The sequence below is a fragment of the Luteimonas sp. YGD11-2 genome (assembly GCF_004118975.1).
Taxonomy (GTDB): domain Bacteria; phylum Pseudomonadota; class Gammaproteobacteria; order Xanthomonadales; family Xanthomonadaceae; genus Luteimonas; species Luteimonas muca.
Window position 1 is genome coordinate 1,365,735 of record NZ_CP035376.1, and the last position, 25,314, is coordinate 1,391,048.

Genomic DNA, 25,314 nt, shown 5'->3' on the forward strand with positions numbered 1-25,314 from the left:
AGCGACGGGCTCAGCGCTGCACCCATGCCGGCGGGCGCTTGTCCAGGAACGCGGACAGGCCTTCCTGGCCTTCGGTGGAGACACGCAGCGCGGCGATCAGGGTGGCGTTGTCGTGGTCGCGGCGGTCGCGGTCGGGCTCGGCAAGCACTTCGCGCACCAGACGCTTGGCGTCGGCGGCGGCGAACGGGCCCGCCTTGAGCAGCAGGCCGATCTGCCGGTCGACCGCGGCGTCGAGCTCGGCTGCGGGTACCACCTCGTGCAGCAGGCCCATGCGATGTGCCTGCTCCGCATCGAAGATCTCGGCGGTTGCGAACCAGCGGCGCGCCTGGCGCGGACCGATCGCGGCGATGACGTACGGCGAGATCACCGCCGGCAACAGGCCGAGGCGGCTTTCGGTGAGACCGAACTTCGCCTCCGGCACGCCGATGGCGATGTCGCAGCAGGCCACCAGGCCGACGCCGCCGCCGAAAGCCGCGCCGTGCACGCGGGCGATGGTCGGCTTCGGGAGTTCATCGAGCGTGCGCATCAGGCGCGCGAGCGCCATCGCGTCATCGCGGTTCTCGACCTCGCTGGCGCCAGCCATCGCGCGCATCCAGTTGAGGTCGGCACCGGCGGAGAACGAGGCGCCGGCGCCCTCGATCACCACCGCACGCACGTCGGCGTCGCGGGCCACCTGCTCCACCGCGGCGGTGAGCGCGGCGATCAGGCCGGCATCGAAGGCGTTGTGCAGGTCGGGGCGATCCAGGCGCAGCCGGGCCACCGGGCCGTGGGTGACGAAGGTCAGGGCATCGGACATCGATACGGACTCGCGGAAACCGACCGGCATGATACCCGCGTCGTCCACGCCGGCCGGCGCAACGGCAGGCGTCGACCTGTGGCGGCGTCCACGACGTCGACTGGACGATTCCCGGTGCGCCCGGGGCGCGCGGTTGCCTGCAGGCCTATCTAATGGCGCATCCCGCGCTTGCCCGGACGCCGCGTGTCATGGGTGGGGGTGACCTCGACGGCGAGGCTGAAACTGCGCTCGTCACTGCCGAAGAGCGCGCCGACGCCCACCACCTGGCGGTTGAGCTCCTTGCCGTCGCCATCGCGCACGACCAGTACCACCGAATATTCCCAGGCGCCGCCTTCGGCGGGGTGGCGGATGGTGCCTTCAACCTGCAGTGCATTGGTGGATGCACCGGCCACGCTGGCCGGCGCATCGAAGCGCAGGTAATGCCGGCACGACGGGCAGATCGTCGCGCTCTGCAGGATGGTGGTCTTGCAGTGCGGGCAGATGCGGGTCGCGCCGGCCTCGCCGGGCCGGCTGTTGCTCACGGGGTGGCGGGTTCGAGGTCGGCCCTGTCGGTCTTCTCGACGCGTGCGCCCTTGGCCGCTGCCGGGCTCTCCCAGCCGCACTCGACATGCCCGCGGATCTTGGACCCGGCCGCCACGGTGAGCGTGCCGGCCTTGAGGTCGCCGCTCATCACCGCGGTGTCGAGCAGTTCCACGCGCTGGGCGGATTCGATATTGCCCTCCAGCTCGCCGGCGACGATGACCTTGTCCGCGCGCACGCCACCATCGAGTTTGGCGCCGCGCTCCAGGGTGACATCGCCCTGCACGTTGACGTCGCCCTTGAAGCGGCCGGCGATGCGCACGTGCCCGGTGCCCTCGATCTTGCCCTCGATGGTGAGGTTCGAGGCGATCAGCGATTCCTTGGCTTCCGGCTGGCTACTGCGCGGTGGCGCGCTCTGGGTCGGACGGAAGTCGGCCGCAGCGGGCGCAGGCGGCGGGTTGTCGCGCACGGCGGCAGGGGCGGGTTCATTGGCGAAGGACGGCACGTCCTTCCTGGTTTGACCGGGCGGGTTGAAGATGGCCATGGAGTTCCTCGGCAGGACGGTGGCGTGCGGGCCGGACAGGGAAACGCGCGGATGCCGCGCGACGGCGAAGCCGCTGCCCGAGACTAGCACGCAGCCCGCACCGCCCCGTTGTGACCGGCTGCCCCGAATGACCAGCGCAGTCAACACCTTACGCGTCGGTATTCACTCGGGACCTGCGCTGTATACACATGTCATCTACGCCAGTACCCGCGCCCTGTTACATCCGGAACACGCCGAACTGGGCCGGCTCCACCGGGGCATTGAGGGCGGTGGACAGGCCCAGGCCGAGCACGCGGCGGGTGTCGGCCGGATCGATGATGCCGTCATCCCACAGCCGGGCAGTCGCGTACCACGGGCTGCCCTGGTGTTCGTACTGCTCGCGGATCGGCTGCTTGAAGGCGTCTTCCTCGTCCGCGCTCCAGCTGCCGCCCTTGCCCTCGATGCCATCGCGCTTCACGGTCGCCAGCACGCTCGCGGCCTGCTCGCCGCCCATCACGCTGATGCGCGCGTTGGGCCACATCCACAGGAAGCGCGCGCCATAGGCGCGGCCGCACATCGCGTAGTTCCCGGCGCCGAAGCTGCCGCCGATGACCACGGTGAACTTCGGCACGCTCGAGCAGGCGACCGCCGTGACCATCTTCGCCCCGTCCTTGGCGATCCCCGCGTTCTCGTATTTGCGCCCGACCATGAAGCCGGTGATGTTCTGCAGGAACACCAGCGGAATGCCGCGCTGGTTGCACAGCTGGATGAAGTGCGCGCCCTTGAGCGCGCTCTCGCCGAACAGGATGCCGTTGTTGGCAACGATGCCGACCGGGTAGCCATGCAGATGGGCGAAGCCGGTCACCAGGGTCTTGCCGTAGCGTGCCTTGAACTCCTGGAACTCGCTGCCATCGACCACGCGTGCGATCACCTCGCGGATGTCGAACGGCCGCCGCGTGTCCTTGGGCACGATGCCGTACAGCTCGTCGGCCGGGTAGAGCGGTTCGACCGGCGCACGCACCGCCACCGGCACGTGCTTGGCGCGGTTGAAGCCGGCGACGATGTCGCGTGCGATCTGCAGCGCATGGCGGTCGTCCTCGGCGAAATGATCGGCGACGCCCGACACGCTGGTGTGCACGTCGGCACCGCCCAGCGATTCGGCGTCCACCACCTCGCCGGTCGCGGCCTTCACCAGCGGCGGGCCGCCGAGGAAGATCGTGCCCTGTTCCTTGACGATGACGCTCTCGTCGCACATCGCCGGCACGTACGCACCACCGGCGGTGCAACTGCCCATCACCACGGCGACCTGCGGGATGTTCTCCGCCGACAGCCGCGCCTGGTTGTAGAAGATGCGGCCGAAATGCTCCCTGTCCGGGAACACCTCGTCCTGCAGCGGCAGGAACGCGCCGCCGGAGTCCACCAGATAGACGCAGGGCAGGCGGTTCTCGCGGGCGATCTCCTGCGCTCGCAGGTGCTTCTTCACCGTCATCGGGAAGTAGGTGCCGCCCTTGACGGTGGCATCGTTGGCAACGATCACCACTTCCTGGCCCATCACCCGGCCGATGCCGCAGATCATGCCGGCGGCGGGCGCGGCGCCGTCGTACATCTCTTCGGCAGCCAGTGGTGCGATCTCGAGGAACGGCGACCCCGGATCCAGCAGAGCGAGCACGCGCTCGCGCGGCGGCAGCTTGCCGCGCGCCGCATGCCGCTGCTGCGCCGCCTCGCCGCCGCCGGCCGCCGCCCGCCGCAGGCGCTGCCTCAGCTCGTCGGCAAGCGCACGGTGGTAGTCCGCGTTTTCGCGGAAGTCGGCGGAACGCGGGTCGATTTCGGTCGCGAGAACGGGCATGGCATCGGGGCGGTGTGCGAAAGGCCGACAAGGATACCCGTTGCCCGGTCCGCGCCTGCCGGACGGTGCAGACGGACCTGGAGGATGTCGGCACACGACCGGTCACGGCGAGGTGCTCGGAAGGGCTGATCGCTCACCGCGCGTGGGACGTGGCCGCCCATCGCGGCCACAGGGGGATGCCCGGCCGGGTATCCCGCGTGTTGCTCCCGAATCACCGGCCATCCACCGCCGGCTCCGGGAGAACAAAAGAAAGGCCCACACGAGGTGGGCCCTGAAGGACGTCAGCCGGACTCCGGCTGCGAACCGGAGGCTCAATCGCCGTCGGTGCGCGCGTCGCGCGCGGCGGCGTCGGCGTTCTCAGCCGCACGATCGAGTGCGTCGGAGGTGTTGCGTGCAGCGGCAGCGGCACCCTCGGACACGTCGGCTGCCGCCTCGCGGGTGGCGGCCTCGGTACGGGCGGCAGCTTCACGGCTGGCCTCGCGTGCGTCGGCGGCGGCTTCGCGCGACTGCGCGGCGGCAGCGTCGGCACCGGCGGAGATCGCGTTGCCCGTTTCGTCGAGCGCCTGCGCCGCGTTGGCCCGCGCGCGCTCGGCGGCGGCGTCAGCCTCGGCGGCGTTGGCGCGCGCCTCCGGCGAGTCGCTGTTCTGGCAGGCCGACAGGGCCAGGGTCGATGCAATGGCGAGCACGATCAGTTTGCTGTTGAGCATGGTCTTCTCCGCGCCGGTGGCGCTTGGTGGTAGGCGGGCGCAGTGTTTGCGGCCTGCGGTGAAGAGTGCGTTGAAGGCGGCTTCGCGTGTTCAGCAAAGGCCGCGGACAGAAAAAAAGAGACCGCCCTTGCGGGCGGTCTCCTGTACTACCAGCTGCAGACTGCGGATCCGGGGATCCGCGGCAAGCGGCTTACTGGCCGTCGGCAGCCTGCTCGGCGTTGTCGGCAGCGTCCTCGGCCACGTCGGCCGCGGTCTCGGCAACGTCGGCAGCAGCGTCGGCAGCGTCGTTGGTCGCGGCAGCGGTGGCGTCGGTCGCGGCGTTGGCAGCAACGTCGGCGGCGACAGCGGCGGTGTCAGCGGACTCCTGGGCGGCGTCAGCGAACGGCGCAGCAGCGGCGTCGGCCTGGGCCTGGGCTTCGGCAGCGGCGTCAGCGGCGTCGGCAGCGGAGTCCTGGGCGGAGTTCTGGTTCGAGCACGCGGCCAGGGCGAAGCCCATGGCGAGGGCGAGCAGAGCCTTGTTGATGGACATGGTGAATTTCCTCGTCGTTGTTGAAACAAACGCGCTCGATGCGCGCCGGGCAACATGATGACAAGCCGATGATGGCTGTCAAGCAGGCGTTTGGAAACTTTCGTAAAGAGCGCGTTAACCCTGTTGCGGCAACTCGATCGCAATGGCCGTGGCCTCGCCGCCGCCGATGCACAGGGAAGCGATTCCACGGCGCAGATTGCGCGACTTCAGCGCGTGCACCAGGGTCACCACGACGCGTGCGCCGGAGGCTCCGATGGGGTGGCCGAGGGCGCAAGCGCCACCATTCACATTCAGCTTCTGGTGGGGAATCCCGAGGTCCTTCATGGGCGCCATGGCCACGCTTGCGAAGGCCTCGTTGACTTCGAACAGGTCGACGTCGTCCACCGTCCAGCCGGCCTTCTCCATGACCGCACGGATCGCCGCCACCGGGGCGGTGGTGAACCATTCCGGCGCCTGCGCATGGCCTGCGTGCGCGACGATGCGCGCCAGCGGCTCCAGCCCGCGCTTCGCCGCCTCGTCGGCCGACATCAGCACGGTGGCGGCGGCGCCGTCGGAGATCTTCGACGACGACGCGGCGGTTAGCCGGCCTTCCTTGCCGAACGCCGGGCGCAGGCCGGGGATGCGCGAGGGGTCGATCTTCCCGGGCTCCTCGTCGGTGTCGACCACGGTGTCGCCCTTGCGGCCCTTGACCGTGACCGGGACGATCTCCGCCTTGAAGGCACCGTTGCCGGTGGCTTCCTGGGCGCGGCGCACGCTCTCGGTGGAGAACCCGTCCAGCGCCTCGCGGCTGAAGTCGTAGGCCTCGCACATGGCATCACCGAACACGCCCATGGCCTTGCCGTCGTAGGGGTTGGTCAGGCCGTCCCAGGCCATGTGGTCGAGCATCTCGGCACTGCCGTAGCGCACGCCGGTGCGCGAGCCGTTGAGCAGGTGCGGCGCATTGGTCATCGACTCCATGCCACCCGCGACGACCACCGACGACGAGCCGGCCTTGATGAGGTCGTGGGCGAACATGATCGCCTTCATGCCCGAACCGCAGACCTTGTTGATGGTGGTGGCACCGGCGGCATCGGGAATGCCGGCCGCGCGCGAGGCCTGGCGCGCGGGCGCCTGGCCGAGGCCTGCGGGCAGCACGCAGCCCATGATCACTTCCTCGACCTGGTCGGCCGCGAGGCCGGCGTGGGTCAGTGCGCCCTCGATCGCCGCGGCACCCAGGGTGGGCGTCGGCACGCCGGTGAACTGGCCGAGGAAGGAACCGATGGCCGTGCGCTTGGCGCCGACGATGACGACATCTTGCATGGAGAACTCCGGAAGCGGGCCGCGTGGGGCGGACTGATGGCGCCATTATCCGGGCCGCGCCGGAGCCCGGCAAACCTGAAGGGGTCATCTGCACCGCGAATGCGCGGCACGGTTCAGCCGCGCGGCGCTGGCGGCCGCGCGTGGCGACGGTATAGATTCGCGTGATCGCGCGCGGCGCGGCACATCAGGAAGGGAAGGGGACCATGACGAAGCACAACGGAATGCATGCATGGCGCGCGCTGCGCCGCTCGGCGCTGGCCGCCGCGGTGGTGGCGACGCTTTCGGCCTGTGGCGGAGGCGGTGGCGACACGATCCGGCCGGAAGTCCCGCCGCCGGTGAGCCCGCCGCCCACCACGCCGCCGCCCACGCCGCCGCCGACCGTGGTGCAGCCGCCGAACCCCGCCTACAGCCGCCACCTCGAGCTCACCAATGCCTATCCGGCACTGGGCGCCGGGCTGACCGGCGAGGGCATCGTGATCGGGGTGATCGACAGCGGCGTCAACCGCAACCATCCTTCGCTGCGCGGCCGGGTCGTCGACAACCTGGTCTACGTCAACCGCAACATCAATGACATGTCGGTGGACGACAAGGACGGGCATGGCACCGCGGTGGCACAGGTGATCGCCGGCGGCCCGTTCGGCGAATGGCCGGGTGGCCTGGCGCAGGGCGCGAGCATCGTGTCGGCGCGGATCATCAATGACGAGCCGCCGGAGGACGACGGCTCCGGCGACGGCAACCCGGTCAGCGGCGCGCTCGGTCTGGAGCCCATCCACAACGACCTGATCGCGCGCGGCATGCGGATCATGAACAACTCCTGGGGCGGCCTGTACTGGAACGACGCCAATGCGACCGCGCCGATCGCGGCCGAATACCGTCGCTTCATCACCCAGACCGACGGCCTGGTGGTGTTCGCCGCCGGCAACCGCGATCCCGACTCCAACGATTCGATGGCACTCACCGACATGGCCGGGCTGCCGAGCCAGGCCGGGCCGAACGACAGCAGGCCGGCCGCGGACCTCGAGCGTGGCTGGCTGGCGGTGGTGGCGGTGGATACCGACAACCCCTCGCAGCTGGCGTCGTTCTCCCGCACCTGCGCCTATGCCCGCAGCTACTGTCTGGCCGCGCCCGGAACGGTCATCGTCACCGGTACCAACGATGCCCCGGACGATCCGGAGTACTGGCGCTGGCGCGGCACCTCGTTCGCCGCTCCGCAGGTCTCCGGCGCGGCCGCACTGGTATGGGAAGCGTTCCCGTACTTCAACAACGACCTGGTCCGGCAGACCCTGCTGGGCACCGCCACCGACATCGGCGAAGCCGGCGTGGACGACGTGTTCGGCTACGGCCTGCTCGATGTCGGCAAGGCGATCCAGGGGCCGGGCCGCTTCGACTGGGGGCGCGTCACCGTCGACTTCGACGGGCTGGAGTCCGACTGGTCCAACGACATCGCCGGCGCCGGCGGCCTGACCAAGCGCGGCGACGGCAGGCTGGTACTAACCGGCGACAACACCTACCGCGGCGATACCCGTGTCGAGGAAGGCACGCTGTGGGTCGGAGGTGCGCTGCGCGACTCCGACGTGGCCATTGCCAGCGCGGGCACCCTCGGCGGCGGTGGCCGCGTGGACGGCAACGTCGACAACCAGGGCACGATGGCGCTCGACGCAGGCAACGGCTTCAGCATCGGCGGCAACTACGTGCAGGGCGCGAATGCACGGCTGGCGGTCACGCTGGGTCATGGCGCGCTGCAGGTGCAGGGCAATGCCAGTCTCGACGGCACCGTGCACGTGGCCGGCGCACGCCAGGGCTACGTGACCCGTGACCGCGAGGAGATCCTGCGCGTCGCCGGCACCCGCAGCGGGTTCTTCGAAGGCGTGACCTACGACGCCAACCGCGTATTCTTCCAGGGTTCGGTGAGCTACGACTTCGAGAGCGTGTGGCTCAACATCACCCGTCTCGACGTGCAGGCCGCGGCCTCCGCGATGGGCAACATGACCCCGGCCGCGCTCTCGGCGGCCGAACGCGTGGAAGGCGCGTTCCGGCAGATCGACGGGCAGCTGGATGCCGGTGGCCGCGGCCCGATCGCCGACGGCTTCATCCGCACCGCGGGCGACTTCCAGTCGCTGGCCGACGCCAACACCGCGCGCACCGCACTGTCGAGCCTTTCCGGCGAACTGCATGCGCTGGCCTCCAGCGCGACCTTCGACCATGTCGACATCGGCCGGCGGGCGCTGTCGTCGCAGCTGTCGGGGAGCCTGGAGCGCCCGCAGGCCGTTGGCGGCTGGCAGAAGCGCCTGGGTGCGGGCGGCGAGGGTGGCTTCGCGGCCGGGCAGTCGTCGTTCGACGGCTGGCTGCTCGGGCAGGATTTCCGCCTCGCCGACGGCACGATTGCCGGTTTCGCGTTCGGCGAGATGCAGGCCGACAGCCGCCGCGCCGACAGCCGTGACCGTGGGCAGGATCGCCAGGTGCAGGCGCAGATGTTTGCCGGCAAGGCGTTCGGCAATGCGCACGTGCTCGGCCAGGCCGGCGTCGGCCGCTTCGACCGCGAGCTTCGCCGCGACCTCTACACCGGTGCGCAGTGGTCGGGCGTGCACAGCAACTACGCCGGCGACATCACCACCGCGGCCATCGAGGGCGGCTACCGTTTCGATCTCGGTGCCGATGGGCGGCTCACCCCGTACCTCGGTGCCGAATACACCCGCATCGACAGCGACGGCTTCCGCGAACTGGGCGCCGAGGGCTTCGGCCTGCGCACCGATGCCTGGACCTCGAGCCGCAGCCAGGCGGTCGCGGGCCTGCGCGGGGCGTGGGAGCTGTCGCGCTTCAGCGTGCATGGCTATGCCGAATGGCAGCACACGCTGTCGGCGCAGGGCCTCGATATCGACGCCAGCTTCGTCGGCGTGGACGCGTGGTCGGCACTGCGCGGCCTGCAGCCGGGTCGGTCCGGCGGGCTGTTCGGCATCGGCATCGATGCCTGGGCCGGTCGCGACGCACGGGTGAACTTCGGCTACGACCAGCGCTTCGGCCCACGCGGCGACGACCGCATGCTGTCGATGCGTTACGTCAAGGGTTTCTGGTAACCACAGGGCGCTTCGGCGTAACCCCTCTCCCGCGTGCGGGAGAGGGTGCCCCGAAGGGGCGGGTGAGGGCCGTTGCCGGCCTCATCGCAGTGGTGGGCCCGGATAAGCGACGCGCGTTCGGGCATCAGGTCGCTAGCTGCGGTCTTCGAACAGCTCGCGGCCGATCAGCATGCGGCGGATCTCGTTGGTGCCGGCGCCGATGGCGTACAGCTTGGCATCGCGGAGGATCCGGCCGGTGGCGAACTCGTTGATGTAGCCGTTGCCGCCCAGTGCCTGGATGCCTTCCAGCGCCACCTGCACCGCGGCTTCCGATGCATGCAGCAGGCAGCTGGCGGCGTCGACGCGGCTCCTGTAGCCGGCGTCGTAATCGCGCGCGACCTGGTACGCGAACGCGCGGCTGGACTGCAGCGCGGTGTACATGTCGGCGATCTTGGCCTGCATGATCCCGAACGTGCCGATCGCCTGGCCGAACTGGCGGCGCTCGCGCACGTAGGGCAGGGCGATGTCGAGCGCGGCCTGCATCAGGCCGAGCGGGCCGCCGCTGAGCACCACGCGCTCGGTGTTGAGTCCGCTCATCAGCACGCGCACGCCGTTGTTGACGTCGCCAAGCACGTTTTCGGCGGGAATCTCGCAGTCCTCGAACACCAGCTCGCAGGTGTTGGACCCGCGCATGCCGAGCTTGTCGAGCTTCTGCGCGGTGCGGAACCCCTTCATGCCGCGCTCGACGATGAAGGCGGTCATGCACTTCGAGCCCAGTTCGCGGCTCGCGGTGCGCATGTAGACGATCAGCACATCGGCCTCGGGGCCGTTGGTGATCCACATCTTGTTGCCGTTGGCGACCCAGGTGTCGCCGCGCAGCTCGGCGCGGCAGCCCATCGAGCCGACGACGTCGGAGCCGGCGCCCGGCTCGCTCATCGCCAGCGCGCCCTTCCACTCGCCGCTGCACAGTTTCGGCAGGTACTTCGCGCGCTGCGCGTCGTTGCCGTTGACGTGGAGGTTGGACACGCACAGGTTGGAATGCGCGCCGTACGAAAGACCCACGGAACCGGACGCACGCGAGATCTCCTCCATCGCCACCAGGTGGGCGAGGTAGCCCATCCCGCTGCCGCCGAACTCGCCGGGCACGGTCATGCCGAGCAGGCCCATCTCGCCGAGCTTCGGCCACAGCTCCTGCGGGAAGGCGTTGTCGTGGTCGATGGCCTCGGCACGCGGCGCGATCTCGGCTTCGGCGAAGCGCCTCACCGCATCGCGCAGCGCATCGATGTCCTCACCCAGCGGAAACGTACGCATGCAGCACCTCGTGGAATTCGATCGGAAGGAAACCTGCAACCGGCATTGCGCAGCGCGCTGCCCTCATCCGGCCCTGCGGGCCACCTGGACTCGCAACATCCATGTGGCTCGCCCTGCGGGCGGCTGCGCCGTCCAAATCGGCAGTCCATGCCGATTTGTCTCCCGCACGCGGGAGAAGGGTCGAGATTGTGCCAGCCTGTGCCGTTACGAGCCCCATGCCCCCTTGAGTCAAGGGGGCGGCGCCGCAGAGCGGCGCGGGGGATGTGGAAACACCAGGTGGGGCCCGAAGTCCGCGCAAGGCGCGGACTTTGGGATTGAGAGCCGGCAAGACCGGCGCTCAATCCGAGTCAAGGGGGTGCCGCCGCGGCAGCGGCGGCGGGGGATGTGGAGATCAGGCTGGGGCCCACGTTCTGCGCGTCGCGCAGAACGTGGGATTGATCACCGGCAAAGCCGGTTGATCAATGCCCGCCGCGCACCCGGCCCTGGAAGCGCGGCTGGGCACGGCCCAGCGGCAGCTTCAGCTTGCCGATGACTTCGATGCGCTCCTCGGCCAGGCGGTCGGCGGCCTTGTAGGTCGGGATGCTGTCGCGCTCGGAGATCTCGAAGATGCGCGTCAGGTTGTGGTAGATCGTGCGCATCATGCGCATCGCGCGCTCGCGGTTGTAGCCGTCGATCTCGAGCGACACGTTCATCACGCCGCCGGCGTTCACCGCGTAGTCCGGCGCATACAGGATGCCGCGCTTCTCGAGCTCGTCGCCGATCGCATTGGTGGCCAGCTGGTTGTTGGCCGCACCGCAGATCACCTTGGCCTTGAGGCGGGGCAGGGTGTCGTCGTTGAGGGTGCCGCCCAGCGCGCAGGGCGAGTACACGTCGGCATCGACGTCGTAGATCTCGTCCAGGCCCACGGCCTCGGCGCCGTACTCGCTGACCACGCGGTCGACGCGGTCCTTGTTGATGTCGGTCACGAACACCTTCGCGCCACGCTCGGACAGCAGCTTCACGAACTCGCTGCCGACATGGCCCAGGCCCTGCACGGCGTAGCTGTAGTTGCCGACTTCCTCGTTGCCGAACTTGCGCTGCAGCGTGGCCAGCAGGCCCTGCATCGTGCCGTAGGCGGTGAACGGCGAGGGGTCGCCCGAGCCGCCATGCACCTGGTGCACGCCGGTGACGAACTGGGTCTCGCGGTACACGAATTCCATGTCGTTGACGTCGATGCCGACGTCCTCGGCGGTGATGTAGCGGCCGCCCAGCGATTCCACGAACTGCCCGAACGAGCGGAACAGCGCCTCGGACTTGTCGGTGGCCGGGTCGCCGATGATCACCGCCTTGCCGCCGCCCAGGTTCAGGCCGGCCACGGCGTTCTTGTAGGTCATGCCGCGCGACAGGCGCAGCACGTCGTTCAGCGCTTCCTGCTCGCTCTTGTACGGCCACATGCGGGTGCCGCCCAGCGCCGGGCCCAGCACGGTGTTGTGGATCGCGATGATGGCCTTCAGGCCTGCGTCCTTGTTGTGGCAGAAGACGACCTGTTCATGGCCGTAGGTATCGAGATGTTCGAAGATCATCGCAAACTCCGCTGCGGCGCGATTCGCGGGCGAACCGGGCCGGTCGCTGTGGGTGATGGGATTACTGCGGGGGCGCGGCGGCCGCGAACGGCTGCCGATGGGGGCCGCATTCTACGCGCCTGCCCCGGCAATTGCCTGCACGCCCACCGTGCGGCCCCGTATGCGGTACAGGGGTTACAGCTGGGATTCGATCGGCAGCCAGGTCATGAACCACACCAGCAGGCGCTGCAGGCGGGTGGATTCCGGCTCGTTGTCCAGCACCTCGGGGGGCGTGGCCGCGGCGTCCAGCCAGCGCAGCCGGCCCTCGTCGTTGATGTACACCCAGTACGCCAGTTCCGGGCTGGACAGGTGCACGTACAGCTCGCGCAGCGCCGCGCCGAGCGCCGGGTCGTCGAAGAACAGCCCCATCTCGGTGTTGAGGTCGATCGAGCGCGGGTCGACGTTGAACGAGCCGACGAAGCCACGGCGGTCGTCGACGATGTAGGCCTTGGTGTGCAGGCTGGCGCCGCTGCTGCCGAACATGCTGGATTCGGTGGCCACGCCGGGCCTGGTCTCGTACAGCGCCACGCCGTGGCGCAGCATCTGTTTGCGGTAGCGGCTGTAGCCGCTGTGCACCGCCAGCACGTCGTTTGCGGCCAGCGAGTTGGTCACCACGCCCACGTGCACGCCGGCGCGCACCGACTGCGCCATCTGCGCCACGCCTTCCGGGCCTGGCACGAAGTAGGGCGACACCACCAGCGCCTTGCCGCGCGCGCTGCGCAGGTCGTCGAGGATCGGGGTGATCAGCCAGCCGTCGCGGCGGTCGCCGTTGGCCTTCACCGGCGGGTCTGACATGATCCTGAGGCTGCTGATCCAGTACGGCTCCAGCGTCTGCAGGAAGTAGCGGCGCACGCTGTCGGAGGTATCCACCCGGTCCAGGAAACGCCTGGCCGCGGCGCTCTGCACTTCCTGGCGGATGCCCGCCATCACCTCGTCCAGGCGCCGGGCCGACTTGCTGTTGAGGGCGCTGATCGGCACCACCGCCTCGCTGTTCCAGAAGTCGTCGAAGATCGCGTTGGCCGATGCCACCTCCGGCCCGAACACGACCGCGTCGAGGTCGATGAAGTTCACGTCCTCGGCGGCGTCGAAATACTCCAGCCCCACGTTGCGTCCGCCGACCACCGCCACCCGGCCATCGGCGATCCACGCTTTGTTGTGCATGCGGTGGGTGATGCTCCAGGCGCGCTGCACCATTTCCAGCAGGCGGCCGAGACCATCGCGGTTGCGAAACGGGTTGTAGACGCGGATCTCGATGTTCGGGTGCTGGTCGAACGCCAGCAGCGCGCCGTCCTTGCCGCGGGTGCTGATGTCGTCGAGCAGCAGGCGCACGCGCACGCCGCGCTCGGCGGCCTGCCACAGCTCGTTGAGCAGCAGGTGCCCGGCGAGGTCGTCCTTCCAGATGTAGTACTGCACGTCGAGGCTGCGCCCGGCCTGGCGTGCGCTGATCGCGCGCGAGGCGAAGGCATCCAGGCCATCGGGCACCAGGATCACCCCGCTCATGCCGGGGTTGCGGTCGAGCAGTGGCATCAGCTCGCGGTCGATGGCGGTGGCGTCGCGCTCCAGCGGCAGCGTCCACGAGGGCGCGCCGGTGGCCTGCGGCGTCAGGTGGTCGGCCAGCAGCAGGCCGCTGGCGATCAGGGCCACCAGCCCCACCAGGCCCCAGGCGAAGATCTTCTTCAGGCGCTTGCGCATGTCGTCCCCGTATTCACGGCCCATTGTAGGGGCAGCGGCATGCCGGCAATGGGCAGCCCCGATCGGTGGCACGCGTCGCGGACCGCGCGACGCCGCACGCGCATGCTCGGTGCCGGGCGCGGTGGCCTGTCCCGGCGCCGCCGCCCAGCGCGTTGCCTGTTTCCGATTCGCCCGCTTCACCGCACCCGTTGCCCGGAGGGATCCGCAATGTCCGCACGCACCGCACGCCAGCCCGAGCGCCTGCTCGATGCCCGCCCCGACACCGCCGATTTCCGCGACCGCATGTTCGAACCCACGCTGGTCGACGTGCCGCCGACGACGCCGCTCGACCGCCATCTGAAACGCCGGGTGCCGGTGCTCGACCAGGGCGGCGAGGGTGCCTGCACCGCGTTCGCGCTGGTCACCGTCGCCCACACCCTGCTGCGCAGCCGCCGCCCGCGGCCGGTGGCCACCCGGCTCAGCCCGCGCATGGCCTACGACATGGCGCGCCGCTACGACGAATGGGAAGGCGAGGACTACGCCGGCTCCAGCTGCCGCGGTGCGATGAAGGGCTGGCACCGCCATGGTCTCGCCACCGAGGCGGTGTGGCCGTGGAGCGATACCCACGAGCCCGACGCCTACACCGAGCGCCGCGCGCGCGATGCGCAGCGCCATCCGCTCGGCGCCTATGCGCGGGTCAACCACCGCGACCTCGTCGCCATGCACGTGGCGATCGCCGAGACCGGCGTGCTGTACGCCTCGGCCGCGGTGCACGAGGGCTGGCTGAAGCCCCCGGCCAGCGGCGTCATCGCCTGGCGCCAGCAGCCGGTCAGCGGCTACCACGCGTTCGCCATCGTCGGTTACGACGCGCGCGGGTTCTGGATCCAGAACAGCTGGGGCACCCGCTGGGGCCGGGCCGGGCATGCGCATGTCAGCTACGACGAATGGCTCGAGCGCGGCACCGACACCTGGGTCGGCCGGCTGGCGGTGCCGGTGGAGGTGCGGCGCCCGGCCACCACCGCGGTGTTCAATTCCGCGCTGGCCGCGCAGTCCACCGGCTATTCGCAGGCCGACCTGCGCCCGCATATCGTCAGCCTCGGCAATGACGGCCGCCTGCGCAGCGGCGGCCGCTTCGGCAACAGCCAGGACGACATCCGCAACCTGGTACGCAACGACCTGCCACGCATCACCCGCGGCTGGGCGCGCAAGCGCATCCTGCTGTACGCCCATGGCGGGCTGGTGCCGGAGCAGGGCGCGGTGCAGCGCATCGCCGACTACCGGCAGAACCTGCTGGGGCAGGAAATCTACCCGCTGGCCTTCGTCTGGAAAACCGACTTCTGGACCACGCTCGGCAACCTGCTGCGCGACGCCGCGCGCCCGCGCACCGAAGGCCTGCTCGACCGTGCGCGCGACCTGCTGCTGGATCGTCTCGACGACACCCTCGAACCGCTGGCGCGCGTGCTCGGCGGCCGCGTGCTGTGGGAGGAGATGAAGGAGAACGCACTGCTCGCCACCACCGCGGTGTCGCGCGACCCGCAGGGCGGCCTGCAGGAGGCCGGCGGTGCCGCGCAGGTGGCGCGCCTGCTGCACGAGTGGCAGCAGCGCGACCCGACGGTGGAGATCCACGTCGCCGCGCACAGTGCCGGCTCGATCCTGATGGCGCCGCTGGTGCAGCTGCTGACCACGCCGGGCCAGATCGCCAGTGGCCCGGCCGCCGGCATGCTGGGCCTGGGCGCGAAGATCGAAAGCGCGCACCTGTGGGCGCCGGCACTGACCACCGAGCTGTTCCTGCAGACCTTCGGCACCGCGCTGCGCGAACGCCGTATCGACCACGCCAGCCTGTTCACCCTGACCGACCGCGCCGAACGCGACGACCACTGCGCACGGGTCTACAACAAGTCGCTGCTGTACCTGGTCGCGCACGCCTTCGAGGCCACCGCCCGCAACTGGATCGACCGCAGCCGCCGCCACGGCACCCCGCTGGCGGGCATGGCGCTTTTCATCGAGCACGCCGAGTTCGGCAGCCCGGAAATGCGCGCGCTGATCCGCGACGGCCTGCTCGACTGGATCCAGGCGCCCACCGTCGACGAACCCGCCGGTTCCGCGGATGCCTCGGAGGCCAGCAACCACGGCGCCTTCGACGATGATGCCGCGACCCTGTGCGCCACCGTCACCCGCATCCTCGACATCCCGCGCACCGGGAGCGGCGCCGTCGACATCCACCGCTCCAGCGCCGGCCTCGACGAACGCCGCCGCAGACTCTACCGCGCGATCTGCGAGACGCCGTAGCCCGACCGGCGCTTTTCCGCGTCCTATTCACGCACCCCGCACGACGCCCCCGACACCATGCAACCCAACCGGTTCATGCAGCGCGCAGGGTCCACCCGGGTGGAACACGCGCCGCGCAACCGGTCCCTCTTCAAACAAGGAGCCGCCATGATCAAGTGGGCCATCATCTTCGCCGTCATCGGCCTCATCGCAGGCGCGCTCGGCTTCTCCGGCGCCGCGGGCGCCATGATGGGCATCGCCCAATTCCTGTTCTGGGCCGGCATCATCGTCGCCGTGATCCTCTTCATCCTCGGCATGACGGTGTACAGAAAGGTCACGAAGTAGCCGTTTGGCGGTTGTGGCAGGATTGCCCACCACCCGCATGGAGCGCAGCAAGTGTCCGCAGTCAGAGTCCTGTTCGCCGGTATCACCATTCTTGGCGCCATGGCGACCGTGTTCTTCGTCGCCCTGTATTCCAGCGGGATTGCCGGCGCCGCGACGAATATCGCCCTGATCCTTGCTGCCTTCTTCGGCATCTGCAGCGTAGCGGCCGCCATCGGCTGGAAAAGGTCGCCGCGTCGCCCGGACCCGGCAGGGGTCACTCAACGCTGACGCCTTCTTTCCTGATGTGTACCCGAAGCCGCCGGCCCTCCGGCGGCTTCGTCGTTTCCGTACCGGCGACGTGGCAGCACCGCGTAATGCCAACAGCACGGAAGCGCCGCCACACCGCGCACCATCCGCACCCGCACGGATCAACCACCCACGCGCCGGCCGCACCATTGCGCGGCTTTCCCCGCGCGCGATCCCTGTACAGGGCCGCGCAGCGGCGCGCTTCTCTACAATGGCGGGCATCGTTTTGACGCTTCCAGGGAGCGCGCCATGAGCACGCCAGCCAGCAACGCCCTCGACCAGACCCCCGCCGCCCAGCCCGACGCCACCCCGCTGCGCTTCGTCACCGCCGCCAGCCTGTTCGATGGCCACGACGCCGCCATCAACATCATGCGCCGGCTGATCCAGGGCCAGGGCGCCGAGGTCATCCACCTCGGCCACAACCGCTCGGTGGAGGACGTGGTGCGCGCCGCGCTGCAGGAAGACGCCGATGGCATCGCCCTGTCGAGCTACCAGGGCGGCCACGTCGAATACATGAAGTACATGGTCGACATGCTGCGCGAGCGCGGCGCCGGCCATATCCGCGTGGTCGGCGGCGGTGGCGGCACCATCACCCCGGAAGAGATCCGCGAACTCGAGGCCTATGGCGTCGAGCGCATCTACCACCCCAACGACGGCATGAAGATGGGGCTGGTGGAGATGATCGAGGACGTGGTGAGCCGCGTCTCCAACGCGCGCAATGCACGCAGCGACGAGGCGCAGGCACTCGCCACCACCCGCCCGTCGCTGGACGACGAGATCGCCATCGGCCGCGTGCTCTCGGCCATCGAGGATGGCGCGCACTCCGAAGCGGAGCTCGCCATGCTGCGCAAGCAGTGGGCCTCGCAGGGCCAGGCCGCGCCGGTCATCGGCATCACCGGCACCGGTGGTGCCGGCAAGTCGTCGGTCACCGATGAACTGCTGAACCGCTTCCTCGCCAGCTTCCCGCAGATGCGCATCGCCGTGGTCTCGGTGGACCCGACCCGCCGCCGCACCGGTGGCGCGCTGCTGGGCGATCGCATCCGCATGAACTCGCTTAGATCCCACCGCGTGTACATGCGCTCGATGGCCACCCGCCGCCAGAACGTGGCCACCAACGCCGTGCTCAAGGACTGCGTCGGCTTCCTGAAGGGCCTGGGCTACGACCTGGTGATCGTGGAGACCGCCGGCATCGGCCAGTCGGACTCGGAGATCGTCGATCTCGTCGACTTCCCGATGTACGTGATGACCAGCGACTACGGCGCCGCCAGCCAGCTGGAGAAGATCGACATGATCGACTTCGCCGAGCTGATCGTGCTCAACAAGTACGACAAGCGCGGCGCCGAGGACGCCCTGCGCGACGTGCGCAAGCAGTGGAAACGCAACCGCGTGGCCTTCCAGATGGCCGACGAGGACGTGCCGGTCTACCCGACCATCGCGTCGCAGTTCAACGACCCCGGCATCAGCTGGATGTTCGCCAACCTGTGCCGCCTTCTGCGCGAGAAGATCAACGCCGAAGCCCCCGGCTGCGATTTCCAGCCGCAGATCGACACCAGCCTCAAGGAACCGCGCGCCACCGTGCTGATCCCGGGCAGCCGTGTGCGTTACCTCGCCGAGATCGCCGAACAGGGCCGGGCGATCAACGCCTCCATCGAAAAGCAGGCCGAAGCCGCCGACCGCGCGCAGTCCTTCTGGCAGGCGCTGAAGGAACTCGACGACCCGAAGCTGCCCAAGCAACTGGATCTCTACGACGGCGCAGATCTGCACCCCAGCGCGCAGAACACCCTTCTCCCGCCTGCGGGAGAAGGTGCCCGCAGGGCGGATGAGGGCGCCTTTGAACCCGACCGCACCCTGCTGACCCTGCGCCAGCGCTACAACGACGCCGTGCAGTCCCTCACCAGCGAGAACCTGCGCAACCTGCGCGAATGGCCGGCGCGCCTGAAGTCGATCACCGACGAAGTCACCGAATACCAGGTGCGCGGCAAGGCCATCCGCGTCGAGAACTACCGCGAAAGCTTGAGCCACCAGAAGATCCCCAAGATCGCCGCGCCTTCCTACAAGAGCTGGGGCGAACTGCTGACCTTCCTCGGCAAGGAGAACCTGCCGGGCTACTACCCCTACACCGGCGGCGTGTACCCGTACCGCCGCACCGGCGAGGACCCGATCCGCATGTTCGCCGGCGAGGGCACGCCCGAGCGCACCAATCGCCGCTTCCATTACCTCTCGGTCGGCCAGCCGGCCGCGCGCCTGTCCACCGCGTTCGACTCCGTCACCCTGTACGGCGAGGACCCGGCGCCGCGCCCGGACATCTACGGAAAGATCGGCAACTCCGGCGTCAACATCCCCACGCTGGATGACATGAAGAAGCTCTATTCCGGCTTCGACCTGTGCGCGCCCACCACCAGCGTGTCGATGACCATCAACGGCCCGGCGCCGATCATCCTCGCGCTGTTCATGAACTGCGCCGTCGACCAGCAGATCGAGAAGTACCTCAAGTCCGATCCTGATCGCTGGTCAGAGGCGCAGAAGAGGATCGATGCGTTCTTCGAAGGCCGCGAGCGCCCGCGCTACCACGGCGAACTGCCGCCCACCAACGACGGCCTCGGCCTGGCGCTGCTGGGCATGACCGGCGACCAGCTGGTGGACGCCGAGACCTACGCGCGCATCAGGGCGGAAACGCTGGCCACCGTGCGCGGCACCGTGCAGGCCGACATCCTGAAAGAAGACCAGGCGCAGAACACCTGCATTTTCAGCACCGAATTCGCGCTGCGGATGATGGGCGACATCCAGCAGTTCTTCGTTGACAACCGGGTGCGCAACTTCTATTCGGTGTCGATAAGCGGCTACCACATTGCCGAAGCCGGGGCGAACCCGATCAGCCAGCTCGCCTTTACGCTTTCGAACGGCTTCACCATCGTCGAGTACTACCTGGCGCGCGGGATGAAGATCGACGACTTCGCGCCCAACCTGTCGTTCTTCTTCTCCAACGGCATGGACCCGGAATACACCGTCATCGGCCGCGTGGCCCGCCGCATCTGGGCGCGCGCCATGCGCGAGCGCTACGGCGCCAACGAGCGCAGCCAGATGATGAAGTACCACATCCAGACCAGCGGCCGCAGCCTGCACGCGCAGGAGATCCAGTTCAACGACATCCGCACCACGCTGCAGGCGCTGTACGCGCTGTTCGACAACTGCAACAGCCTGCACACCAACGCCTACGACGAAGCCATCACCACGCCCACCGAAGAGAGCGTGCGCCGTGCCGTGGCCATCCAGATGATCATCAACAAGGAGCTGGGGCTGAACTTCTGCGAGAACCCCTGGCAGGGCAGCTTCATCGTCGACCAGCTGACCGACCTGGTGGAGGAAGCCGTGTACAAGGAGTTCGAGGCCATCAGCGAGCGCGGCGGCGTGCTGGGCGCCATGGACACCATGTACCAGCGCGGCAAGATCCAGGAAGAAAGCCTGTACTACGAACACAAGAAGCACGACGGCAGCCTGCCGCTGGTGGGCGTGAACACCTTCCTGCCTAAAGAACATGCAGGCGAAGTCGCTACCGAGATCGAACTGATCCGCTCAACGGAAGAGGAAAAGGGCCAGCAGATCGAGAACGTGCGCCTGTGGCAGCAATCCCGCAACGTGCTGGCGCCGGTGGGCGAGACCGAACACGCCCATGTGGTGGAAGACGATGCCGCCGCGGCCACCGAGCCGCACGACGGCCACGGCCTGGGCTACCTGCAGAAGACCGCCCGCGAGCGCCGCAATGTGTTCGAGGCGCTGATGGAAGCGGTGAAGACGCACAGCCTGGGGCAGATCAGCCACGCGCTGTATGACGTGGGTGGGGAATATCGGCGGAATATGTAGAATCTAGTCAAGACGCATGATGCAAAGGGAGTTGCTTGATGAAAAAACATAACGCCGAAGCATTTCTTCGATCGCTGAGCGCCAAGCTGGCCCCACGCTCCCGGCACGTGTGCGTTTTTTTGGGTGCGGGTTCCTCAAGGGCCTGCGGACTGCCTGATATAGATCAGCTCAAGGCGCGTGTCTTAGAAAAGTTGGAGGCCCCACACAAGGAGCTTTTTTCAGCTCAGCTAGAGTGTAGAAATGTCGAAGAGGCGCTAAGTCGCGTCCGTCGAATCGCTGCGCTGCTGGAGGATGATCAGCAGATCGAGGGGCTGACTGCGCCGGCTGCGGAAGCGCTTGATCGCGCCGTCTGCGCGAAGATCGTTGCCGAGTTGGACGTATCACTCGCGAACCTAGTGCCCGCGCGCAATTTCGCCGTCTGGGCTGGTAGATCTAGATATTCGAGGCCAATTGAGGTTTTCACCGTCAACTATGACTTGCTCATCGAGTCGGCGTTCGATCGGCACAAGGTTGCCTATTTTGACGGTTTTTTGGGAAATCTTCGAGCCCAGTTTCAAAATGATTTAGTCGAGAGCGCGTGGGGAGCAGTTTCGGAAGCGATTCCGCATTTCTTTGTGCGGCTTTGGAAATTGCATGGTTCTGTGAACTGGGCGTGGGAGGGCAGCAAGAAAGTCGTTCGGATCGGTGCGCCAGTCGTTGAGGGGCAGCCCGCTGCTATATATCCCTCCGACATGAAGTACGAGGAGTCTCGACGCGTACCCTTCCTTGTGCTTCAAGACAGATTTCGTCGCGCGCTCAATGAGCCTGAGACTTTTGTGATGGTTTGTGGATACTCATTCGGCGATGAGCATCTGAATGAGCTGATCTTTGACGCAGTCGAACGACATGAGCGTACTGAAATAGTCGCGTTCTGCTACGCGGAGATCCCTGACGTACTTAGTGAGAAAGCAGCTACCACGCCAAACCTGCAAGTGGTCGGACGCCAGGAGGCCATTTTGGGTGGGTTGCGGCTTGAATGGTCGTTCCCTGAGGATCAGGACAGCGAGTTTTGGGGCGAAGATAAACTTAATCTGCCTGATTTTACGATTTTTGCACGCTTTCTCGCGAAAAGTACTGGCAACATGAGTGAAAAGGACCCAACGCTGAAGGATCTTTTGGCCGCTGCGGTTGTGGCAGCTGAGTCAGGTGGCTGAGCATGAACTCACCGACTCAGATTGGGACGGTCAAGCACGTCCTTGGTTCCACCGTAACTGTTTCGCTCGATCCAAGTATGGCCGGTGTAGCACCTTTATATCGAGGAGAAGTATTGGGCGTCGGTCAAATTGGGTCGCTTGTACGTATTCCTCAGGGCGCGGTTGATCTGGTTGCTAGCGTGACCTTGGTGGGGATTGCCGAGCTTACGGGGCCGATCAAACCTGCAGAGCTGATTCAGACTGGCGAACGCTGGCTTCAGGTGCAATTGCTTGGCGAGATTGATCGAGTTTCTTCCGTGTTTAGACGTGGTGTGGGTTCGTATCCGGCGCTTGACGACCTTGTGCATTTCGCCACCGCAGACGACCTTCGCTGCATATTTCCTCCAGCAGACTCGAGCTCCGTCAGAGTCGGCTGCCTAGCGGCGAGCGAGGCACTACCGGTATCGATGAACTTAGAAAAGTTTGTAGTTAGGCATGCGGCGGTGGTTGGGTCGACCGGTTCTGGAAAAACGAGTGCGGTGGCTTCGATTCTGCAGAATATCGTCCGGGGTGGGTGGCGCGCCGCGAACATCGTTGTAATCGATCCTCATGGTGAGTATGCCCATGCGTTGGAAGAGCACGCCTCTGTAAGGAGTGTTCTTGGAGGGGGTGACAATAAACTACGAGTGCCTTACTGGGCTTTGCCCTCGCTCGATGTGCTTCGTGTTTTCTGCGGCGCTACGGGGGGAGCAACGTTCGCGAATCGGTTCTCGGAGTTGGTAACTTTGGAGCGGAGGGCGTTCGTCGAAGCATGTGATTGGCTTGAAATGGAGGCTTCAGCTATTACATGCGACACGCCTGTTCCTTTTGATATAAAGAGGGTCTGGCATCGACTAGATTCAGAGAATCGGGAAACACGGATGGTTAAATCCGATCCGGCGACTGCGCAGATGATTGAGCCTGGCGATCCCGCAACGTTAACATCCGCGGTTTTTGCGCCCTATGCCGCTGGGGGGGGAGCACCTCACCAATCTCCTACGTTCAACCTATACGGCACCATGCCGGCGTTGTTAAGACTGGGATTGCTGGATCCGCGGCTCGCTTTTTTTCTAGAGCCCACTGGCGATGGTGTCGATGCAGATCCACTGCTTGAGGTTGTGCAAGAGTGGGTCGGAAAGCTGCGTCCAATTTCGGTTCTGAATTTTAGTGGGGTTCCCCATGTGGCTGCCGATCTCGCGATCGGCGTAGTGTTGAACCTGCTGTTCGAGCTCTCTTTGAGGAGCACCAAGGGCGGCCAAGGGATTGGGCGTCCGTCGCCTGTGTTTATTGTGCTTGAAGAGGCACATCGCTACTTATCAGATACTGCCTGCGACATGACGAGGGCTTCCGTCAATAAGATTGCTAGAGAGGGCCGCAAGTATGGAATCGGCCTGCTACTTGTTACGCAGCGTCCGACTGAACTTCCGGATACTGCGTTGGCTCAGTGCGGAACGATAGTTGCTCTCAGACTGACCAATGCCGCAGATCAGGGGGCCATACGATCGGCGCTACCTGACAATGTGTCTGGCTTGGCTTCAGTGCTGCCGTCACTCAGAACCGGCGAGGCCGTGATAAGTGGAGAGGGTGTGATCCTCCCGTTGCGTGCGCTGTTGGATTTGCCGAGACCGATGCCGCTTGCGGAAGACCCCTCGTTAAAAGTCTGGAGAGATAGTCCTGCGTTAGTCAACGTCGAGTCGGCTATCGCAGCGTGGCGAGGTATCAAAACGGAGGGTTTAGGGTGATTGAATGGATTGCTGTGGAAGGGTCTAGTTGGGTCGCTGCTGAAGCATATGTGCCTGAAGAAGAAGCCATCTTGGTTAAGTTTGCTGATGGTGGCGCTTGGAAATATCTCGCTTGCCCGCCGCACGTGTGGGCGGAGTTTACTGCCCCCGGGCAGTCACGGGGGCAGTACATTCATAAGGTTCTCAAGGTGAAGCCTGGAGGGAAGTTCATCGAGTAGGTAAGAGCGGAATAAAGGCCTGGAAGACTGACGAGCGACAAATGGGGTCAGGTTCAATTGACTAGGATGACGCCGTCGCGGCGAAGCACGGCAGCGTAGGTCCGTCAGGGGGGACGGCATGCGATATGGACTGAAAGGGGTCTCGCGTCGGCGTGATGACGTATTGACGCGAGTGCGGTGGGATCGGCTTGAGCATCTGCTCGCCGATTGGTACCGCGATGCGGGTTATGCGGTTGAGCATGTGGGCACGGGCGCCACGTCCTCTGCGTTCGACGGCGGCATCGATCTCAAGCTGCGGCGCGGCGACGAGTACCTGCTGGTGCAGGTGAAGCACTGGAACGCCTACAAGGTTCCGCACAACGACGTGCATCAGTTGATCGGGCTGATGGTCAACGAAGGTGCGAGCGGAGCGATCCTTGCGACGAGCGGCGAGTTCACCCGCGCTGCTATCGAAGCGGCGACACGACACGGCCATGTGCGGCTGATCGATGGCGATGAGCTGCGCACGATGCTGGGCCGCTTGCCCGAGGCGGGTGGCAACGCGGTCGCCGGCTCAAGGGGTGAGCGGATCGCCGCCGCAGTGGGCGAGCACCTCCTGCATTCCGCGATGGATCGCTTGGTCCCGGGAACGCGACGCCGAGGGAGTGATGGCATCAAGGTCACGCTGGGCCTGATGGCCGCGAAGGCTGTCTTCTCTCTCATCGTGCTGGCAGGTGCTTTCTTCCTGCTCAGGTCGGCGATCGAATCCTTCACGACAGGCGTGACACAAGCGGCCGGCTCACCGCGCCCCAGCGTTCCGTCTACGGGATCAAACGTTCCGCTATCCCCACAGCGGGCGGTAACGGTCGCCGGGCCACGCCCGACGGATGCTGCCCACACCGGCCCCGCCTCCAACCCCTGCCACGAAGTGATCGATCACTTCTCCGGCACCTATATCGACCGTTGCGCGAAGAACGCGCCGCGCAGACCTCTCTCCGAGGCGGAGGCGCGCGGGGCGCGCCGCAAGGCGGATGCGGCGATCGAGCTTCTGCGGGATTCCACGCCGGAGATGTAAGGCCAGACACCACACGGCGTTTGCCGATATCCACATCGAACAGGGGAAAAAGATGAGTACACCATTAGATCAGGGCGCCACTCCGGCACCATCCATCGCGAAGCAGGGCGCCATCGGCGCGTTCTTCGACACGGTTCTCGGCGTCATCATGGTCACGTTGCTGGCTGCCGGCCTGATCGCGCTGACATTGACGTGGCGTTCCAGTGACCTTGAGTTCCTGGGCGACAACGAAGTAAAGGTCACCAAAGCCACCTGGTGGGGACTGATGGAAACAGTGACCAGGCTTGAGGTCTCGCCGCAGGGCGGTTGGATGGTGATCGGCGACGATGGTGTACGGGTTCCACTCCGGAACCGCGCGATGCGGTTGGAAGAGTGATTGAAAGGGCGATGCGGGGGCGACTCAAGCACCAATGGTACCCTCGATTGCGCTGTGGCGAATTCCCGGGTTGATAGATTCTGAGTATAAGGGGGTAGA

19 protein-coding genes are annotated in these 25,314 nt (G+C 66.8%); 9 read left to right on the forward strand and 10 right to left on the reverse strand.

What is annotated here, in order from left to right; genetic code table 11:
• Nucleotides 1-10: 10 nt before the first annotated feature.
• The 7 genes from ERL55_RS06175 to ERL55_RS06205 all read right to left on the reverse strand — a co-directional run bounded on the left by ERL55_RS06175 (nucleotide 11) and on the right by ERL55_RS06205 (nucleotide 6,219).
• Nucleotides 11-796 carry an enoyl-CoA hydratase/isomerase family protein gene (locus ERL55_RS06175; protein WP_129135652.1) on the reverse strand — a complete coding sequence of 262 codons (786 nt, stop codon included), beginning with the start codon at nucleotides 794-796 and terminating at the stop codon, nucleotides 11-13.
• Nucleotides 797-945: 149 nt separating this feature from the next.
• Entirely contained in the window at nucleotides 946-1,317 is a 372-nt protein-coding gene (locus ERL55_RS06180) for a hypothetical protein (protein WP_129135653.1), read from the reverse strand.
• Entirely contained in the window at nucleotides 1,314-1,859 is a 546-nt protein-coding gene (locus tag ERL55_RS06185) for a polymer-forming cytoskeletal protein (protein ID WP_129135654.1), read from the reverse strand. Before ERL55_RS06185 ends, ERL55_RS06180 begins: the two co-directional genes overlap by 4 nt.
• Nucleotides 1,860-2,076: 217 nt before the next feature.
• Nucleotides 2,077-3,684, reverse strand: coding sequence for a carboxyl transferase domain-containing protein (locus ERL55_RS06190; RefSeq protein WP_129135655.1), 1,608 nt, complete (start codon nucleotides 3,682-3,684; stop codon nucleotides 2,077-2,079).
• Nucleotides 3,685-3,995: 311 nt separating this feature from the next.
• Entirely contained in the window at nucleotides 3,996-4,391 is a 396-nt protein-coding gene (locus tag ERL55_RS06195) for a hypothetical protein (RefSeq protein WP_129135656.1), read from the reverse strand.
• Nucleotides 4,392-4,581: 190 nt separating this feature from the next.
• Complete coding sequence (locus tag ERL55_RS06200) at nucleotides 4,582-4,920, reverse strand: hypothetical protein (protein ID WP_129135657.1); 339 nt, start codon at nucleotides 4,918-4,920, stop codon at nucleotides 4,582-4,584.
• A gap of 114 nt (nucleotides 4,921-5,034) precedes the next feature.
• A complete protein-coding gene (locus ERL55_RS06205; protein WP_129135658.1) occupies nucleotides 5,035-6,219 on the reverse strand; it encodes an acetyl-CoA C-acyltransferase in 1,185 nt (394 codons plus the stop codon).
• Between the two features lie 203 nt (nucleotides 6,220-6,422).
• Here ERL55_RS06205 and ERL55_RS06210 point away from each other — a divergent pair, with 203 nt between their 5' ends.
• Nucleotides 6,423-9,293 carry an autotransporter serine protease gene (locus ERL55_RS06210; protein WP_241685856.1) on the forward strand — a complete coding sequence of 957 codons (2,871 nt, stop codon included), beginning with the start codon at nucleotides 6,423-6,425 and terminating at the stop codon, nucleotides 9,291-9,293.
• A gap of 132 nt (nucleotides 9,294-9,425) precedes the next feature.
• Here the strand turns inward: ERL55_RS06210 and ERL55_RS06215 are convergent, their stop codons facing one another.
• From ERL55_RS06215 to ERL55_RS06225, 3 genes are all read right to left on the reverse strand, one after another.
• A complete protein-coding gene (locus ERL55_RS06215; protein ID WP_129135659.1) occupies nucleotides 9,426-10,583 on the reverse strand; it encodes an isovaleryl-CoA dehydrogenase in 1,158 nt (385 codons plus the stop codon).
• A gap of 458 nt (nucleotides 10,584-11,041) precedes the next feature.
• The gene (locus ERL55_RS06220) at nucleotides 11,042-12,145 is read right to left on the reverse strand and encodes a Glu/Leu/Phe/Val dehydrogenase dimerization domain-containing protein (protein ID WP_129135660.1); all 1,104 of its coding nucleotides are present in this window, start codon (nucleotides 12,143-12,145) and stop codon (nucleotides 11,042-11,044) included.
• Nucleotides 12,146-12,319: 174 nt separating this feature from the next.
• The gene (locus ERL55_RS06225; RefSeq protein ID WP_241685857.1) at nucleotides 12,320-13,876 is read right to left on the reverse strand and encodes a phospholipase D family protein; all 1,557 of its coding nucleotides are present in this window, start codon (nucleotides 13,874-13,876) and stop codon (nucleotides 12,320-12,322) included.
• Between the two features lie 207 nt (nucleotides 13,877-14,083).
• Here ERL55_RS06225 and ERL55_RS06230 point away from each other — a divergent pair, with 207 nt between their 5' ends.
• The 8 genes from ERL55_RS06230 (at nucleotide 14,084) to ERL55_RS06270 (ending at nucleotide 25,215) form a co-directional block, all read left to right on the forward strand.
• Nucleotides 14,084-16,144 carry a C1 family peptidase gene (locus tag ERL55_RS06230; protein WP_129135662.1) on the forward strand — a complete coding sequence of 687 codons (2,061 nt, stop codon included), beginning with the start codon at nucleotides 14,084-14,086 and terminating at the stop codon, nucleotides 16,142-16,144.
• 147 nt (nucleotides 16,145-16,291) lie between these two features.
• Nucleotides 16,292-16,468, forward strand: a complete 177-nt coding sequence (locus tag ERL55_RS06235) for a DUF1328 domain-containing protein (protein WP_129135663.1) — start codon at nucleotides 16,292-16,294, stop codon at nucleotides 16,466-16,468.
• A gap of 51 nt (nucleotides 16,469-16,519) precedes the next feature.
• Complete coding sequence (locus ERL55_RS06240) at nucleotides 16,520-16,735, forward strand: hypothetical protein (RefSeq protein ID WP_129135664.1); 216 nt, start codon at nucleotides 16,520-16,522, stop codon at nucleotides 16,733-16,735.
• 267 nt (nucleotides 16,736-17,002) lie between these two features.
• Nucleotides 17,003-20,614: a methylmalonyl-CoA mutase family protein gene (locus tag ERL55_RS06245; protein WP_129135665.1), complete on the forward strand. Its 3,612-nt coding sequence runs from the start codon at nucleotides 17,003-17,005 to the stop codon at nucleotides 20,612-20,614.
• Nucleotides 20,615-20,652: 38 nt separating this feature from the next.
• The gene (locus tag ERL55_RS06250) at nucleotides 20,653-21,807 is read left to right on the forward strand and encodes an SIR2 family protein (protein ID WP_129135666.1); all 1,155 of its coding nucleotides are present in this window, start codon (nucleotides 20,653-20,655) and stop codon (nucleotides 21,805-21,807) included.
• A gap of 2 nt (nucleotides 21,808-21,809) precedes the next feature.
• The gene (locus ERL55_RS06255) at nucleotides 21,810-23,567 is read left to right on the forward strand and encodes an ATP-binding protein (protein ID WP_206733374.1); all 1,758 of its coding nucleotides are present in this window, start codon (nucleotides 21,810-21,812) and stop codon (nucleotides 23,565-23,567) included.
• Nucleotides 23,568-23,903: 336 nt separating this feature from the next.
• Entirely contained in the window at nucleotides 23,904-24,839 is a 936-nt protein-coding gene (locus ERL55_RS06265; protein WP_129135668.1) for a restriction endonuclease, read from the forward strand.
• 52 nt (nucleotides 24,840-24,891) lie between these two features.
• Nucleotides 24,892-25,215: a hypothetical protein gene (locus ERL55_RS06270; RefSeq protein ID WP_129135669.1), complete on the forward strand. Its 324-nt coding sequence runs from the start codon at nucleotides 24,892-24,894 to the stop codon at nucleotides 25,213-25,215.
• Nucleotides 25,216-25,314: the final 99 nt, after the last annotated feature.

Excerpts from the sequence above, each read along its gene's own strand:
- ERL55_RS06235 (WP_129135663.1), top strand. The coding sequence starts at position 16,292 with ATGATCAAGTGGGCCATCATCTTCGCCGTCATCGGCCTCATCGCAGGC.
- ERL55_RS06200 (WP_129135657.1), bottom strand. The coding sequence starts at position 4,920 with ATGTCCATCAACAAGGCTCTGCTCGCCCTCGCCATGGGCTTCGCCCTG.
- ERL55_RS06195 (WP_129135656.1), bottom strand. The coding sequence starts at position 4,391 with ATGCTCAACAGCAAACTGATCGTGCTCGCCATTGCATCGACCCTGGCC.
- ERL55_RS06255 (WP_206733374.1), top strand. The coding sequence starts at position 21,810 with ATGAACTCACCGACTCAGATTGGGACGGTCAAGCACGTCCTTGGTTCC.
- ERL55_RS06265 (WP_129135668.1), top strand. The coding sequence starts at position 23,904 with ATGCGATATGGACTGAAAGGGGTCTCGCGTCGGCGTGATGACGTATTG.
- ERL55_RS06250 (WP_129135666.1), top strand. The coding sequence starts at position 20,653 with ATGAAAAAACATAACGCCGAAGCATTTCTTCGATCGCTGAGCGCCAAG.
- ERL55_RS06190 (WP_129135655.1), bottom strand. The coding sequence starts at position 3,684 with ATGCCCGTTCTCGCGACCGAAATCGACCCGCGTTCCGCCGACTTCCGC.
- ERL55_RS06210 (WP_241685856.1), top strand. The coding sequence starts at position 6,423 with ATGACGAAGCACAACGGAATGCATGCATGGCGCGCGCTGCGCCGCTCG.
- ERL55_RS06230 (WP_129135662.1), top strand. The coding sequence starts at position 14,084 with ATGTCCGCACGCACCGCACGCCAGCCCGAGCGCCTGCTCGATGCCCGC.
- ERL55_RS06245 (WP_129135665.1), top strand. The coding sequence starts at position 17,003 with ATGAGCACGCCAGCCAGCAACGCCCTCGACCAGACCCCCGCCGCCCAG.
- ERL55_RS06225 (WP_241685857.1), bottom strand. The coding sequence starts at position 13,876 with ATGCGCAAGCGCCTGAAGAAGATCTTCGCCTGGGGCCTGGTGGGGCTG.
- ERL55_RS06220 (WP_129135660.1), bottom strand. The coding sequence starts at position 12,145 with ATGATCTTCGAACATCTCGATACCTACGGCCATGAACAGGTCGTCTTC.
- ERL55_RS06205 (WP_129135658.1), bottom strand. The coding sequence starts at position 6,219 with ATGCAAGATGTCGTCATCGTCGGCGCCAAGCGCACGGCCATCGGTTCC.
- ERL55_RS06270 (WP_129135669.1), top strand. The coding sequence starts at position 24,892 with ATGAGTACACCATTAGATCAGGGCGCCACTCCGGCACCATCCATCGCG.
- ERL55_RS06185 (WP_129135654.1), bottom strand. The coding sequence starts at position 1,859 with ATGGCCATCTTCAACCCGCCCGGTCAAACCAGGAAGGACGTGCCGTCC.
- ERL55_RS06175 (WP_129135652.1), bottom strand. The coding sequence starts at position 796 with ATGTCCGATGCCCTGACCTTCGTCACCCACGGCCCGGTGGCCCGGCTG.
- ERL55_RS06215 (WP_129135659.1), bottom strand. The coding sequence starts at position 10,583 with ATGCGTACGTTTCCGCTGGGTGAGGACATCGATGCGCTGCGCGATGCG.